The sequence below is a fragment of the Nitrosomonas sp. Nm51 genome (genome assembly GCF_900111165.1).
In the GTDB taxonomy this organism is placed as follows: domain Bacteria; phylum Pseudomonadota; class Gammaproteobacteria; order Burkholderiales; family Nitrosomonadaceae; genus Nitrosomonas.
In genome coordinates this window covers 70,309-86,860 of sequence record NZ_FOGH01000003.1, presented here as the reverse complement: position 1 = coordinate 86,860, position 16,552 = coordinate 70,309, and the positions used below count along the sequence as shown (strand labels likewise).

11 protein-coding genes and 1 pseudogene are annotated in these 16,552 nt (G+C 48.8%); 8 read left to right on the top strand and 4 right to left on the bottom strand.

Annotation, left to right across the window (positions count from 1 at the left end):
* Positions 1-187: 187 nt before the first annotated feature.
* The 5 genes and pseudogenes from BMY60_RS02285 to BMY60_RS02270 form a co-directional block, all read left to right on the top strand.
* Positions 188-949, top strand: a pseudogene (locus BMY60_RS02285) (IS256 family transposase); the annotation flags it as partial.
* Positions 950-1,103: 154 nt separating this feature from the next.
* Positions 1,104-2,393 (top strand): MFS transporter, encoded by a 1,290-nt coding sequence (locus BMY60_RS02280; protein ID WP_090330884.1) that lies wholly within the window; start codon positions 1,104-1,106, stop codon positions 2,391-2,393.
* 230 nt (positions 2,394-2,623) lie between these two features.
* Positions 2,624-4,063: a cardiolipin synthase gene (gene cls, locus BMY60_RS02275; protein WP_090330883.1), complete on the top strand. Its 1,440-nt coding sequence runs from the start codon at positions 2,624-2,626 to the stop codon at positions 4,061-4,063.
* 725 nt (positions 4,064-4,788) lie between these two features.
* Positions 4,789-4,923 carry a hypothetical protein gene (locus BMY60_RS16110; protein WP_256250636.1) on the top strand — a complete coding sequence of 45 codons (135 nt, stop codon included), beginning with the start codon at positions 4,789-4,791 and terminating at the stop codon, positions 4,921-4,923.
* A gap of 131 nt (positions 4,924-5,054) precedes the next feature.
* Positions 5,055-6,248: a hypothetical protein gene (locus tag BMY60_RS02270; RefSeq protein WP_090330881.1), complete on the top strand. Its 1,194-nt coding sequence runs from the start codon at positions 5,055-5,057 to the stop codon at positions 6,246-6,248.
* Between the two features lie 107 nt (positions 6,249-6,355).
* Here the strand turns inward: BMY60_RS02270 and pyrF are convergent, their stop codons facing one another.
* The 4 genes from pyrF to BMY60_RS02250 form a co-directional block, all read right to left on the bottom strand.
* Positions 6,356-7,072 carry an orotidine-5'-phosphate decarboxylase gene (gene pyrF, locus BMY60_RS02265; RefSeq protein WP_090330880.1) on the bottom strand — a complete coding sequence of 239 codons (717 nt, stop codon included), beginning with the start codon at positions 7,070-7,072 and terminating at the stop codon, positions 6,356-6,358.
* A gap of 104 nt (positions 7,073-7,176) precedes the next feature.
* Complete coding sequence (rapA, locus tag BMY60_RS02260) at positions 7,177-10,080, bottom strand: RNA polymerase-associated protein RapA (protein WP_090330878.1); 2,904 nt, start codon at positions 10,078-10,080, stop codon at positions 7,177-7,179.
* A gap of 102 nt (positions 10,081-10,182) precedes the next feature.
* Positions 10,183-10,743 carry a response regulator transcription factor gene (locus BMY60_RS02255; RefSeq protein ID WP_090330877.1) on the bottom strand — a complete coding sequence of 187 codons (561 nt, stop codon included), beginning with the start codon at positions 10,741-10,743 and terminating at the stop codon, positions 10,183-10,185.
* A complete protein-coding gene (locus BMY60_RS02250; RefSeq protein ID WP_090330875.1) occupies positions 10,740-12,008 on the bottom strand; it encodes an ATP-binding protein in 1,269 nt (422 codons plus the stop codon). The genes BMY60_RS02255 and BMY60_RS02250 overlap by 4 nt, the downstream gene beginning before the upstream one ends.
* 402 nt (positions 12,009-12,410) lie before the next feature.
* On the opposite strand from BMY60_RS02250, the gene BMY60_RS02245 reads away from it, so the two are divergent.
* The 3 genes from BMY60_RS02245 to ispH all read left to right on the top strand — a co-directional run bounded on the left by BMY60_RS02245 (position 12,411) and on the right by ispH (position 16,361).
* On the top strand, positions 12,411-14,144 hold the full coding sequence (locus BMY60_RS02245) for a chloride channel protein (protein WP_090330873.1): 1,734 nt from the start codon (positions 12,411-12,413) through the stop codon (positions 14,142-14,144).
* A 93-nt stretch (positions 14,145-14,237) separates the two neighbouring features.
* Complete coding sequence (locus BMY60_RS02240; protein WP_090330871.1) at positions 14,238-15,362, top strand: 3-deoxy-7-phosphoheptulonate synthase; 1,125 nt, start codon at positions 14,238-14,240, stop codon at positions 15,360-15,362.
* A gap of 54 nt (positions 15,363-15,416) precedes the next feature.
* Entirely contained in the window at positions 15,417-16,361 is a 945-nt protein-coding gene (gene ispH, locus BMY60_RS02235; RefSeq protein WP_090331005.1) for a 4-hydroxy-3-methylbut-2-enyl diphosphate reductase, read from the top strand.
* The last annotated feature ends 191 nt before the right edge of the window (positions 16,362-16,552 follow it).

Genomic DNA, 16,552 nt, shown 5'->3' with positions numbered 1-16,552 from the left:
AATGATAACAAAAATCATGCGTTGTCTCAACAATATCCAACTGTATATAAAGGATAAATTTCGATTCTGTCCTATTGATAACAGGGTCATAGCTGGTGCTGTTTCACCATGGCCGACAGCCAGCACCGCCACAATGCCTGAAATTATTAAACTCAGTCACATGCTCTAAAAAAGCGTGAAGCTTTAGTTAAGTAATAAGCGCTATGTTTATGTTTGGGCCGATGGTGTGTACAGTACAGTAAGAATGGATGACCGGTTATGTCTTCTGGTAATTATAGGTTCAGATGAAACGGGACGTAAGGAATTACCGGCCTTATCGGATGGCTATCGTGAATCTGAAGCGAGCTGGACTGAAGTGTTAATGGATTTGAAGCAGCGCGGCCTTAAAGAAGCTCCTGAACCGGCTGCCGGTGACGGCGCTTCGGGATTCCGGAAGGCTGTTGCCAAATGCTGGCCCCAGACCGATCGGCAACGTTGCCGGGTACATAAAACTGCCAATGTAATGGAAAAGCTGCCCAAGGTCATGCAGCCCAAAGTCAAAGAAGCACTGTACAATATCTGGCAGGCGGAAACACGGGAACAAGCGTATGCAGCATTTGATAACTGTATAGAACGTTTCAGCCCGGAATATCCAAAGGCGATGGAATGCCTGGAAAAGGATAAAGACTCCATGCTGGCCTTCTATGACTATCCTGCAGAAAACTGGCAGCACATTAGGACAACCAGTCCGGTCGAATCAGTCTTCGCTACTGTACGGCTGAGAACAGCCAGAACCAGAAACTGTGGAAGCCGGACGACAACCTTGACGATGGCGTTCAAACTGATGGAAGTGGCACAGAAAAAATGGTTTCGTTTGAGGGGCTATAAACCGTTAGCGGATGTTTTGCAGGGCATAAAATCCGTTAACGGCGTTAAACAAAATGGAGGTCAAAAACAGGAGGCCGCTTGATTCTCCATACACCAGATTTGACAATAGCTCCAATAATTCCCTCTATTTCTTTGAGTTTTGCAAGAGGCTGGTAAGATAAGCTTATTTTATTATGTTATATATTCACCGGCCCCATCTTATTTGAATTGAACCAGCACCGCTCGGAGTGCACGCTATGACTCGAATGATCAATTCTTTGATTGCCCTGATTTTAAGTATTGTGCTACTGGTAAGCGGCAATACTTTCCTGACCACTCTATTAGCGATTCGACTGAGTAACGAATCGGTTTCAGCGGACACTATTGGCTGGGTTTTGGTGTGTTATTCCGTCGGTTTTGTACTGGGGACCCTCCACGTTCAGAAGGTCATCGCCAGCGTTGGGCATATTCGGGCGTTTGCGGTATTTGCTGCCATTGCTGCCGTGACCGCCTTGATATATCCGATGGCAGTTTCTATGCTGTTGTGGGCGACTTTACGTATCATGTCTGGTTTCAGCATTGCCGGTGTGTTTGTGGTGATCGAAAGCTGGTTTTCCAGCCGCGCCACCAACGCTAACCGTGGCGCCCTATTTGCCATTTACCAGATCGTTTTTTTTGTGGCTGCTGCTGGCGGCCAGCTGTTCGTCAATATTGGTGATCCCGCGAATTTTATGCCCTTTTCGCTGGCGGCAATATTGCTGGCGTTGGCGTTGGTGCCCCTGTCGCTGACCCGCATGAAAGCTCCGCACATTGAACAGGCCCAGCGCATTTCTGTTGCTACCTTGATCCGCAAATCTTTCAGTGGTGTTACCGGAGCCTTGACTGGTGGCGCATTAATCAGCAGCTTTTATGCACTGGGGCCGGTCTATGCGACGTTGGCAGGGTTGGATGTGGCTCGGACCTCAATCTTCATGGCCAGTGCGGTTGTTACCGCCATGCTGCTGGCTTGGCCGATTGGCCGGCTGTGTGATCGATTCGACCGTCGCCGCTTGATGTTCTGGGTCGCGCTGGCCACTGCCGTCATAGCGGCTGCGATTGGTCTGCTGAACATCACCTACTTGCCGCTATTGACGCTGCTTACGGCTTTGTTTATTGGATTGTCTGCCACACTTTATCCAACGGCGGTGGCTATCACCAATGACCGCACAGACGCAACTCGCATTGTGGCCGCCAGTGCGACCCTGCTGCTCACCTATGGCATCGGCAGTGTGATCGGCCCTATCGTGATGGCCCAACTGATCAATTTACTGGGCCCCGAAGGACTATTCTTGGGTAATGCCGGATTTCTGCTGCTACTCGCAGTAATCACCGGTTATCACATTAGCCATACAAAAGATGTGCCGATCGAAGAGCAGGAACATTTTGTTCCCACCATGCCTGAAACTTCGCCGGTACTGACTAAGCTTGATCCGCGTAACGACCAATTTCAAGCATCGCCCGAGGCCATGGAAATGGAAGAAGAACAAAAACGTACACACAAGGGTTAGTTAGCCGGTCCTGAGAAAGGACATTTTGAAAAATCTTCTGCGCAATAATTTCAGCCAGGGGTTATTTATCTTACCTGCACACTTTTTCTTCAGAAATTTCCGGGGGCGAGAACAAAATAGCTTACTGGCAATTTCGGTATGAAAAAATATGCAGGTATTAAATTGCAATTATTGTTTTGTACCACTGTACTGAAATTTTTAGGTTGAAACTTTTTCAGGAGCGACTAACTATGTTGATCCAAGGATTTGTGGTTGTCCACGCCCTGGCCGTAATCGTGTTTTCGACGCGTATACTGTTGCGCGATGACCTTTCATCGGCAGCCCGACTGGCGTGGTTCATGGTCATGCTGTTCGTGCCATACGCTGGCGTTCTAGTCTATTTACTGTTTGGAGAAATCAGTCTCGGGCGAACGGTACACAGGCGACATGACCAGATTTTTTCAAAGCTTCGCTTATTGGCCGGAGCCGCTATGGGCAGTTGTGACAAAAATCTGGCTGGAAATGTCGAGACTGAATATCAAACTGCTTTTCGAGCCGCATCGGTTGACGGCTTTGGGACGACCGTCGGAAATAGAGCCGAGTTATTGCCTGACGCCGCAACTGCTCGTTCTCGATTGGTCGAAGACATCGACAATGCGACAGAGAGCGTCCAGTGTTTGTATTACATCTGGCTGGATGACAATACAGGCAGGAATGTTGCTAACGCGCTCGTCCGGGCTGCCAAGCGTGATGTTGCCGTTCATGCAATGGTTGACGGACTTGGTTCCCGAAAGTTTGTTCGGTCAAAGTATTGGCGAGAGATGCGGGATGCAGGTGTGAAGTTGTCTGTCGCGCTGCCGATGAAATGGGTCGTTGATACGATTCTGTTCAGCCGACTGGATCTGCGGAACCATCGAAAGATCACGGTTATCGACAGCTGCATCACTTGGTGCGGAAGTCAGAACTGTGCTGATCCCGAGTTTCGAGTTAAAGCGAAGTACGCGCCGTGGGTAGACATCATGTTGCGGCTGGAAGGGCCAGTCGTTGCGCAGAACCAATTGCTGTTCACATCGGATTGGTTGCTAAATAGCGGTGAGGAAATCCCTGAGTCCATTGAGATGAAGGCGAAAGAATTCGAGGGGGGGTTTCCAGCTCAGCTTTTCGCTGACGGCCCGACCGATCGTCGTGGAGCGACACCTCAATTGTTCGCCACGCTGTTGGCTTTGGCCAGGAAAGAAGTTGTCATCTCGACACCGTATTTCGTTCCTAATCCAACCGTTCTTGATGCGATTTGTGCCGCTGCCATTCGTGGAGTAGACGTGATGATGATTTTTCCTAAACGCAACGACTCATGGATCGTCGCAGCTGCCAGTCACGGCTACTACCGCCAACTATTGGAACACAGCGTGAAGATATTTGAGTTTCGTGACGGCTTGCTCCATTCTAAAACATTTACAATTGATCGCGCACTGTCATTGATTGGAACAACTAATCTTGATCTGCGCAGTTTCGATCTGAACTATGAGAATGACATTCTATTACGTGACGACGAAATGACACAGCTTATTTACGATCGACAACAGCAGTATATTACTCAGTCTGATTCGGTGACGCTGGATGATGTTCGCGCATGGTCTTACTCGCGCCGCATTTGGAACAATGTCATCGCCACCGTCGGCCCGATTCTGTAGAAGGACGCAGAGCACGTTAAGGCACTGCGCTGGCACAGCGATTCCTCAAAAATCTTGAGGCCGTCCAGCGGCCTTTAAGGCATTGGATTCCTCGGATAAAGCCAGGTTAGTACCGGCAGCACGATCCATGTTATCCTAAAGACGCTGATCGCAGACACCCCCGGTCAGGCTTGGCGGCAAGGCGGTGAAGAGTTTCAGGACTGCCAATCAACAAACAAAATTTACCACCTGTCAACACCCAGAAGTCTTCAATAAACTGGATCGTCTGGCGCCTTTTCCGCTTTCAGATTTTGATAGCGTTCAACAAAATCATTTTGCTGCAATGCAGCTAAGCCACCTTTGCGATAACGCTTACTAAGTTAAACCAAATTTTCATTCACGATTAGTATATTTGTTCATCACAGACTCCTGCCGAGCGTTGAAGTTTTGGATCGTTTCTGCAATACAACTTGTCTCGATAATTGACTGCGGCGCCGTCCGGGTTGCGGATCATCAAACGTGGCACGGATGCTGTTTTGAACAGCCGCTCGAACATGTTCCACGCCAACATCGATTACCACGGTGTTTGACAACCCAGGCAGCTTTCAGTACATTCACTGCTCATGGAAAAAACGGCTTATTTTTCCTGTATACGTGTCCGGATTGCGCCTTGATGATCGCCCTCATTTTTAATGACGTCTCGTATACGCCAGAATTCTGGCGTGTCACTTTTATTAACCAGTAGCATGAGCGCGTTGCTAGTGCTCTATCCATATGATATTACCGGGTTCAGTGCGCTTGTCAGTGTACATGGCAAGGCGTACCTTGCAGGCAATGGCCATTCTATTGTCAAAAGGCGCAACGCAGACCATGGACGCTGACAAGCTCACCCACACGGCGTTACCGTGGTGCTCTGCAACTGCGTTACAGTACTTGAAAAGGGAGCAACCCTTTCCTGCGTGCTGCGCCTTGTTGCATAACACCACGATAACGCTGTACCAGGCAATATCATATGGATAGAGCACTAGTTGAAATCGGCTTGATTGTCGCCGGCAATATCGATGAAATAGATCGTGTGTCGGTAACTGAAGCGGCCGATCAGCTGCACGCTTACCTTCAGCAAACGCATCCCGATATTCATTTTCAAATTATTCGCCTGGATCTGCCTGAAGTGGCCTCAGAATCGCGGGCACAACCGAGCGTCCTGCTGCAACATGCTGCCGATCAACGGGATCTGAGACATCTGGATTTTGTCTTGTTAGTCACAGCCGCAGATCTAGAAAGCTTTTACTCACCGCGGTGTTTGGCTGCGCTCAGCCGCCCCTTGGACGCCGCCGTTGTTTCGTTATCCCTGATTGATCCGCGGGCTGTTGGGGAATCGCGCAGCCGCGATCAACGCATTCAGCAGGTTTCTCATCGTTTAAGTCGTTTACTGTTGCACGCCATGGGTCACTTGACCGGTTTGGCCCGAAGCGGTCGCAGCAACAACCTTATGCGGCGTCCCGTCGAGGTGAACGAGCTGGAGTCGATGGAAGAACTGGATGCCTGGCAAGTTCAACGGCAGCATGATTCGCTGGTCGAAGTCGCCGATCAGCGACTGGAAGAGTCTCCGCAAAAAAGCCATAATGCCATGATGTTCACGCTTCGCGCTGCGTGGATCAATCGCTTCGAGATCGTTCAGGCAATCATAGCTGCGAAACCATGGGAATTTCCACGGCGGTTGAGTGGACTGACTCTAGCATCCGTTTCGACGCTGGCAATCCTGTTCATGTCCGCCGAATCCTGGGATCTGGCACTTTCGCAAGATTTTGGTCAGATCGTTTTCACGGCCGTTTTGGCTTGCCTGGTTACTACCGTCTATGTCATCGTACGCCAGCAACTGATTTCCGATGGGCGCCGACAGCGAAGTGAGCAAATGGTTGTTGCCAATAGTTCTGCGTCGGGGATTGTTTTGCTGGGAATGTCGATAACGTGGCTATCGCTGGGACTACTTGGCATTTTGATAGGTTATCTGCTGTTCGATGCCGACTTGATCGCAACGTGGGCAAGCAGCACGCAATCATCCGCCGACACCGTGGGATGGGGTGAGCGGCTGCAAATGAGTGTTTTCAGCGCCTCACTGGGCCTGATAATTGGGGCTTTGGGGGCAAGCTTCGAGTCACAGCATTATTTTCGTCATGTGATCTTTGTCGACGAAGAAATTTAACCTTCGCTGCAAACGCCGAAATCTTTTTGAATGAAACCATTAATCGCTGATTCGGTACTTATGTAATCATATGCTGTATTTTTACAGTTATTATCAAGACCCCTTCACTATGAATCACGGGGCGAAACAACGCTTTCATTTTGTACGGTATGATTCAGTTGCCGCAAAATGCATAGCGGATCAGGCGACTGGGTAACAGGCCTGCCGATGACAAGATAGTCGGCACCGTTTTTTACCGCTGCAGACGGTGTCGTTACACGTTTCTGATCACCATGATTGTCGTTTTCCAAACGTATGCCGGGTGTGACCAGTTTGAAGTTTGAATTGACGTGTTGCCTTAAACCGGCGGTTTCCAGTGCAGAGCACACCACGCCGTCAAGGCCGCAATTTTCTGTCAGTATGGCAAGGCGCCGCACAACCTGCTCCGGTTCTTCATGCAGCCCGATATCATCCAGATCGTCTGGGCCCATGCTGGTAAGCAATGTTACTGCAATCAGCTTGGCCGCGCCCGGTGGAACCGCTTCGCGTGCGGCAAGTAACATTTTTTTGCCGCCGAGTGCGTGTACGTTCATCATCCAGACTCCCATGTTGGCGGCCGCTTTGCAGGCGCCGGCAACAGTATTGGGAATATCGTGAAATTTCAAGTCAAGAAAGATATCAAATCCATCGCGTATCAGCTGTTCAACCAAGCTGGGTCCTGTTGCAGTAAACAGCTCCTTGCCGATTTTTAAACGGCATAATTGCGGATCAAGCTGTGCGGCTAAATTAAGCGCTTGTTTAGCGTTGTTGAAATCCAAAGCGACGATAATACGCGGTTCGTTCATGACTAAGGGCAAGAATAAAGAAATAGCGCCATTATAAGATACAGGCGCGGCGAATAGAAAATGAAGGCAGAACCGGGTGTAACAGACAAATTCAGATAAAATACTCAGGTAGCGACAATAACACGCAATGCATCCAGTCTGGTGTGTGCAGCATCCAATGCCCGTGTTATATTTTTCAATTGCTGTTCGAAAAATAGAATTTCTTCATCACGTATACTGGGATTGATTTCTCGCAATGCTTTCAGTCTCTCAATTTCTGAAGCGATGCTTGTCTGAAGTTGCTCTCTGTTTTGCCGGATGATGTGTGGAATTTGTATTTGAACAAGCTTCTCACTGGCGGCGGCCATCTCCTTGACGGCTTCTTTTTTCAGGTCGATAACATGCCTGGCCACATGCGGCGATATCGGGGAAAGGTTTTGATTGATACTGTCATGATCCAGCGTTGAATAATCAGAACGGCCATGCTCATCGATGATCGTGCGCGCCATGATTGAGGGCATGCGGTTACGATAGCCGGCCGCAGAAATCTCTGCAGTAATGTCGAGAACGAACAGGCATTCGAGAAACAGTGTGCCGGGCCGGGCGTCGCGATGTGAAAAGCCTGATACGGTGGCATTACCGGTTTCGTTATCCAGTACACGCTCCATCGCGTGGATGACCATGGGGTGTTCCCAGGTCAGAAATTGCATGTCCTCGTTAGCAAGCGCTGTATTTCTATTGTAGGTGATAACCAGCCCTTCGTCGGGCAACCCGGGAAACGATGCGGTCATATGCGTACCGGGTTCTATGCGATAGCAGTCTGCACGATGTGCCTCTGTATGTATACCGAAACAATCGAAAGCCGAGTCCATATAGTGTTGTACGTTGTTGTCTGCATCGCGAGAAACAGCGACGGTATAGAGCTGTTTGGCAATTTGTGGGCGGAATGAATTATATTCCAGTAACCGGTCACGCCCGCGGTTAAGCGCTTCACTCAGCATCTGACTGGCCTTTCGGGTACGCTCGGCCAAACTTGCAAAAAAGATTGATTCAGGCTCTCGCTGATGCATTGCCAGTATCAACTCGTGTTTAAACTGCTGGTATACGGCCAGTCCTGCGGGGCAGTTTTTTTTAAGCGCATTCAGACCTTGGTGCAACCAGTTCAGCATAATCGTCTGCGCACTGTTTTGCAGACAAGGCACATGAATTTTAATTGTGTCCGTTTGACCAATGCGGTCCAGTCGGCCAATGCGCTGTTCCAGCAAATCAGGGTTGAACGGCAGGTCAAATAAAACCAGATGGCGGGCAAACTGGAAGTTGCGTCCTTCGCTGCCAATCTCAGAACAGATCAGAACCTGACTGCCTGCATCTGTATCGGCAAAAAAAGCAGCCGCGCGATCGCGCTCAAGCAGCGACATTTGCTCATGAAAAACAGGTATATGCCGGCTTGTCATCATCTTCAGCGCATGCGCCAAATCGCACGCGGTTTGTGCGTTGGCTGTAATTACCAGGATTTTTTCGGGCTTGAGCTGCAACATGGTTTGGTGCAGCCAGTCGATGCGCGGGTCAATTTCAGTCCAGTCCGGACTGTTTTTATCGGCACCGGCCTGATAAAGCAGTTCAGGGTACAGTAACAATTGCGGCTCCGACAGCGGCGTCGTTTCGAAAATCTTTAAACAATCGTCATAATAATCGGGTAACGGCAACGGTGTAACCACCAGTTTTCTTGCTGGAAAGCCTTTGACCGTAGCGCGTGTATTACGAAACAGTATACGTCCTGTACCGTGACGGTCAAGCAGTATGTTCGCAAGTGCGTGACGCGCCTGTGTGCATATCTCGGGTTCAGTTTCTGGTTTTTCCAAACAGGCGAGCAGTGCTTGTGTTTGCGGCGTATTTTCGGTCGATAATACGATGCGCCTGAGGTCATCGCTTGGTTTCTGGCCATCGAGGAGTTCCTCAATGACATCGGCAACCGGTTCAAATTGCTGCTCTTCAATGACAAAGCGGTGAAAATCTGAAAAACGATCCGGGTCAAGCAGCCGCAGGCGGACGAAATGGCTTGCTTTCCCCAGCTGTTCGGGCGTCGCGGTTAGCAACAGCAAGCCACGCGTGCGTGCGGCCAATTGTTCGATTGTCTGATATGCCGGACTGGATTCGGTTTCTGACCACGTCAGATGATGCGCTTCGTCTACAACCACCAGGTCCCAGTCACCTTTCAACGCTGCCTGAACATGTTTTTTATCGCGGCAAAGAAAATCCACTCCGCACAAAACCAGTTGTTCGCTGTGAAAAGGATTGTCGCTGATATTGCTTTCTTCAAGTGCGGCAAAACGTTCTTGGTCGAACAGACTGAAATGCAGATTAAAACGGCGCAGCATTTCTACCAGCCACTGATGTGTCAGCGTTTCCGGAACCACGATCAAAATACGTTCGGCACGGCCGGCTAAATGTTGCTGGTGCATAATCATACCAGCTTCAATTGTCTTACCCAGCCCGACTTCATCAGCCAGTAAAACACGGGGTGCGTACCGGCGGCCAACTTCATAGGCAATATAGAGTTGATGTGGAATCAAACTGGTGCGTCCGCCCAGCAAGCCGTACAAAGAGGAATTTGCAAGTTGATTGCGTTGCAGCCAGGTTTGGTGCCGCAGCCTGAACCATTTGTCCGGATCAAGATGCAGGTTGAACAATCTGTCAATTGGTTTGTTGAATTGCAGATGATGCGCCAGCAGGTGTTCAGGGAGCGTGACGGCGTTGCCAGTCTGGTCTTTACCTGAGTAAATGAACAGATCATTCTTTTCCTGGACTGATAAAACCTGGATGACGATGCCCTCATGGCTGGCGACTGTATCGCCGGCACCAAAGGTCACGCGTGTGAGCGGAGCGGATTGACGCGCATAGGTACGGGTTTCACCTGTTGCCAGGAAAGCGATACTGACAGCGCGTTCTTCAACCGATTGCACAACGCCAAGACCCAGTTGCAAGTCGGCATCGCAAATCCAGCGTTGACCCGGTTTAAAGTTATTCATGTATCTGTTTTTTGTACCTGAGATGTAATAAATAAGCGTAGAAAAAAACAGTATAAAAGTTTCACTATACTTTTTTCCGGCAAAAAAGCGATATGTTTGGGATTATTCGCGGAGTGGCTTTTTTGCCAGTTTTCGTTGCAACGTGCGGCGATGCATGTTCAGCATCCGTGCTGTAACCGAAATATTGTAATCATTCTCGGCCAGAATACGGTGAATATATTCCCATTCAAGTCTGCCTACGGATAATGGGTTGGCACTGATAGGTATATCAGTTTCACCGCCGACGCGTTCGAATGCGCTCATAATTTCATCTGCATCAACGGGCTTGGCCAGATAATGCGTGGCGCCAAGCTTTATAGCCTCTACAGCTGTGGCGATACTGGCATAGCCTGTCAGCATGACTATTCTGGTGCCGGGATCCAGTTCTTTTAATTTTTCCACGAGTACTAGTCCCGATTCATTGGATAATTTGAGATCCACGATAGCATATTCCGGGACAATCGTTTCGGCAAAGCGCATTGCGGCTTCGATATTATGTGTGGTGTGCACATTAAATCCCCGTTTGGTCATGGCTTTTGCCAGCACATCCGAAAATATTTCGTCGTCATCGACAATGAGCAAATCGGGCTGTTCCCCGGTGTCAGCAGATTCTGTTAAATTCATGCCTCTGATTCAATTAATGGCAGGGTAACCTGAGTGCATGCGCCCCGGCTTTCAAGGTTGAATAAATGAACGCTGCCGCCCAAACGTTCAATATTTGCATTGGCCAGAAACAAGCCAATACCGAATCCCTGTTCGGGCGTTTTTGTGGTGAAAAAAGCTTCACCGGCACGATGTGTGGCCTCATCCGATAATCCTTCACCATCGTCAATAATTTCCAGATGCAGATTTGTCTCGTCCCAGCGGCTCTTAATCTCGATTTGTTTTGATGATGCATCGGCGGCATTATTCAATAAATTCAGCAGCGATTGGCTGACAAGCTGATTGTCCATAATTTTCGGCGCGGGTAATGGGCCGTCGCTATGATAGCTGAATTTTACAGTCGGCCGTATCAGTTTCCATTTTTCAAGCAATGAACTCAGAAATTCATCAACGGGCAGCTGGCTGCCGCCTTCGACGCGTGCCTGCCCTGCCTTTGCAAGAAGCCGTGTCAGTGTTTCCTTGCAGTGGGTGATTTGATCGCGCAGAATACGAATATTGCTTTGAAATTCACTGTCGTCTGTATTTTCTTTCTGTAACTCTCCGGTGATGACAGCCATAGTTGAAAGCGGAGTGCCTAGTTCGTGGGCGGCACCTGCCGCTAATGTTCCCAGCGCTACGATTTGTTCATTGCGCAGCACCTGTTCCCTGGCAAGGGCGAGATCATGGTCTCGATCCCGTATGGATATGCTCATTTTAACAACGAACCAGGCAATAATAACAGTGCTCAGCACAAATGCCAGCCACATGCCGGATACATGCAAATTAAATTCGATCAGATGCTTGCTGTGATCATGCGGAAGCGGAATATAATTAAACAACAGTATCGTATAGCAACCGATGGTGATAATGGCCATCACCCAGGTATATCGCCAGGGAAGCGTGGCGGCTGCAATGGTAAGTGGCAAAAGATACAGTGAAATAAAAGGATTGGTTGAGCCGCCGCTGAAATATAATAGTGCGCTCAGCGCAAACACGTCGATCAGCAATTGTGCAAAAAACTCCAGATTTGATACCGGCCATTTTCGATACAGCCGTATCCATGTCAATAAATTGAGTGTTGTCAGCAATATGACAACAATAATCATCCCAGTCCACGGAATGTCAAGATCGATAATGATATACACCAGGCTGAATGTCAGGCATTGTGCGAGAATCGCGATATTCCTGAGCATAAACAGCCTTTGCAAGTTCTTGTTGAGCGGAGATTTGTTAAGATCGTTAAACATAGTGCTTTTGCTGTACTAGTCTGTGCGGCCGTTTTTCGTTGATTTAAAAAAATATATTACATTAGTTTAAATGGATACTCATGACCATGTGACATTTTGCCGCAGCCAAGTTTATCGTTGGCCTGGATATTGCACCAGTTGCTGGAATTCAGACGCTGAGCAGTGTTGAATTGAGCGTGCCCGCGGCCACAGGTACAGTTATTCTGCGGCATAGGAGGCATACGCGCTCAATTCAGGACGGGGCAAGTTAGAAACCGGCAGGTGGCCCGTGAGTACAAACCATGCTTTCGTTAGAATCCATGAAAACCGATAGACACAATAATTACAAATCAAAATCCAGCGTATTGACGCAATATCCAGGATGACCATGCGACATGCGTTTTAGTAACAGGTAGATACACCATGCATGAATCCGTAACCAGTTGGCGTGAAATCATTCTTATGGCTTTGTTGGCCATGATTGCCGGTGTTGTGGCCAGTTATGCCTCGCTGGGATTTTTATGGGCAATCGATAATCTGCACATACTGTTTTTGGGCGCAACAGGCGGTATGCTTTATAAACATCTGGAAACAATTTCCAATTGGCACTTATTTTTTCTGCCAGTCGCCGGTGCGGTTGTCGTACGATTGGTCGTCCGCTATGGCATGCCAAAGCAGCTGAATGAGGGTCCGGCAGACGTCATCGAAGCAGCGCGGCTTGGAAAAGGTGATTTATCGTTCAAAGCAGGTGTGAGCAGTGCGGTAGCAACTATTGTGTCGATTGGCAGCGGGGCATCAGTCGGGCGATACGGGCCGGCGGTACATCTGGGAGCATCGATAGGGTCGTGGCTGGGGCAGGTATTTAAGCTCACGGCAGAGCGTAAAAAAAATCTGCTGGCATGCGGCGTGGCGGGCGCCATTTCGGCTTCTTTCTCTGCGCCACTGGCTGGTGTGGTTTTTGCGCATGAGGTCGTACTGGGCCGGTTTGGCAGCAGGTCTGTCATGCCCATCGCGATTTCGTCTGTGGCAGCCACGGCGATTGTCAAAATGCATGCGCTTGATAACATGCTTTTTATTTTGCCCGACCTGCCTGTGTTTGCAAACTGGGAATATTTTTTGTTTGCACTGGTCGGCGTCGCTGGCGGAGCGCTGGCCGTTATCTATATGGCAATGATGTCCCGCTTTAGTCATGTTGCTCAACAGTTGCCGGGCTCTGCCATGATTAAATCATTAATAGGCGGCGTGCTGCTCGGCGGCATTGTGGTTGTTTTTCCACAGACATTCGGACTGGGCGAACAAGTGATTCGCGATGTGCTGCATTCTGAGATGGCCATCGGTTTTTTAACGATGCTGTTACTGGCGAAGCTGCTGGCGACATCAATAAGCTTCGCTGCGGGTTTTTCAGGAGGCATATTCGGGCCTGCACTGTTTCTCGGCGCGGTGATGGGTGCAATGTGCGGAACTGGTGTTCAGATATTGATCAATATGGATGTATCACCAGCCATTTATGGGGTTGTCGGTATGGGAGCCGTTGTCAGCCGCGTAATCGGCGCACCGATTGCAACAATTTTAATCGTTTTTGAAATGACGGGCAGTTATCTGCTGATGACGGCGGTTATGGTGTCGGTCGCTACCGGAGGCACTGTAACCAGAGAGCTGTTTAACCGGTCTTATTTTTATCACCAATTACGTTCTCGCGGCGTAGAGCCGGAAACTTCTCAGATACAGCAAAGTCTGACTGAATTGCCTGTAAACACGTTAATGCTAAAACAGCCATTTGCATTGACCGCGGATATGACGCTGAAAACAGCGCGTCATGTGATGATGCCATTTACACCGTCGGTTGAAACAGCCTATGTTGTTGATCAACAAGGCTTGTTAAAGGGGCAAATCAATCCGGCGATGCTGATTCTGATTGACAGGGATGACGAAACAACTTTGAATCAGCAAATTGGCTGCATGCTTGTAACGCCGCCAGAGATTTTAACGAACGAGATGAATGCCTATCAGGCATATGTACAATTGAAAGATTGCAAGCATGCAACCGTTCCAGTGATAGACGGTCAGACACGGCAGTTTCTGGGTATTGTGTATGTCGGAGAATTAATGCATGCTTGTCTGCAGGCATTCGACAAATTCCGTGCGGCGGAACGTTAGCAGATGCATGGCAACAGCCCGTATTTTCGGTTAGAATTCAATACCCGTTTATTTATGCTGGATTTGCCAGCATAAACTATTTGATACCAATTTATGATTCTAATTCTAGTTCCCAATACCCGGCCGGAGAGCCAAGAATATAAACAGCTGTTAGCCCATCTTGCCAATCTTCCCGGTATTTCAGCGCGCGTGCATACCGAAGTAGGTATCGAGCAAACGTTGACAGAGCTGTATTTGATCGGAAACACCAAGGCGCTGTCAACCGAAGAAATCAGCAATCTTCCCTGCGTGGAACGTGTGGTACGTGTGTCAGAAGAATACCGCGTGCTCGGGCGGCATCAGAATGACAATCGCTCCAGCAGTTTTGAATATAACGGTGTACTTTTCAGCCAGGATACATTAAATGTTTTTGCGGGTTTGTGCGCTGTTGACACGCTCGAGCATGCGGAAATCATGATGAAAGCACTGCAGGCGGAAGGACAGGTATGCACCCGGATGGGAGCTTACAAGCCAAGAACCAGCCCCTATTCCTTTCAAGGGCACGGAAAGAGCTGTCTACCCTATGTGTTTGATCTGGCAGGTAAGTATGACATAAAAGTCATCGCAATGGAGATTACGCACGAAGCGCATCTGGAAGAAATACGCACTGCGCTACACCAAACCGGTAATGCAACAGGCGTTATGTTGCAGATTGGCACCCGCAATACCCAGAATTTTGAATTACTGAAAATAGTCGGGCGGCAGCAAGTTTTTCCAGTCTTGATTAAACGCGGATTTGGCATTACGCTGGACGAATCCTTAAATGCTGCGGAATATCTGGCTTCTGAAGGTAATCGCAAGGTGATATTCGGTTTGCGGGGCATGAAAACGAATATGGGGGATCCGCACCGCAATTTTGTCGATTTTGCACATGTACCGGTTGTAAAACGGTTGACACGGATGCCGGTCTGCATTGACCCATCCCATTCAGTGGGTACCCGGGCCGGTTCGCCGGACGGCATACTCGATATCATGCATATAACAGCGCAAGGAATTATCGCGGGCGCCAACATGGTTCTGGTGGATTTTCATCCGGTACCAAGCAAAGCACTGGTTGATGGACCGCAGGCATTGTTGATGAAGGAGTTGCCACAATACCTTGAAGATATTCAGATAGCACGTGATGCTTACTTGAAGCGGGTCGAACTGGTTAAACGTTACGGCCAGGAACAGGATTAAAATCAGTTTATCGATTGATGTATTTTTACGCATCTTTTCATGGAGAAAAATGAAATGATCAGAGTATTACTCTCAAATCCCAGAGGTTTCTGTGCAGGAGTCGACCGTGCAATTGGGATTGTGGAGCGCGCACTATCGATGCATGGTGCGCCGATTTATGTGCGTCATGAAGTCGTGCACAACCGTTTTGTTGTAGAAGACTTGGAAAGAAAGGGCGCTGTTTTTGTCGAAACGCTGGATGAAGTGCCAAAAGACAGTATTTTGATTTTCAGCGCCCACGGTGTCTCTCATGCGGTTCGCAGGGAAGCGGCGGAAAGAGAGCTTCAGGTATTCGATGCAACGTGCCCACTGGTAACAAAAGTACATGTGGAAGTGGCCAAGATGCGTAAGGAAGGCAAGGAAATTATCATGATTGGACATCAGGGACATCCTGAGGTCGAAGGGACAATGGGACAGGCAGAAGGCGCGGACAAAGGCATGTATCTTGTCGAAACTGAAGGTGATGTTGAAAATCTTCAGGTCAAAGATGAATCGAATTTGGCTTATGTTACACAGACGACGTTATCTGTCGATGATGCGGCCCGGGTTGTAGATGCCTTGAAAAGACGTTTTCCACTGATTACCGGCCCCAAGAAAGACGATATCTGCTATGCCACGCAGAATCGGCAGGATGCGGTAAAAAAAATGGTGAAACAGTGCGACCTGGTTATTGTGGTCGGCTCCCCTAATAGCTCTAATTCCAATCGGTTATGTGAAGTTGCGCGTAATGCCAGCGTCGAGGCTTATATGGTGGACAATGCCCAGCAGCTAACAGATAACTGGTTTGTAAACAAACATCAGATCGGCATTACCGCAGGTGCGTCCGCACCGGAAATACTGGTTCAACAGGTGATAGCACGTATTAGGCAAATTGGTGCAGAACAAACCGGTGAAGAAGTTTCAGTAGAAGAATTAGGCGGCGTGGTCGAATCCGTAGTGTTCCCGCTGCCAAGAGCGTGAAATTTATAACGACCCTTTCAAATTGGGGTGCTCTTATCTGATAGACGAATGAAATCACCAGCACTTTCTTCCAACATTATATAAGCTGCATCGCGCATAAACAAAATTCCGATTCGCTCTCTGTTTGGCAGAGTATATTTTCAACCCGGTGTTTGGCTTAACCCGGTGTTTGGCTTGAGTAATAACTTGTA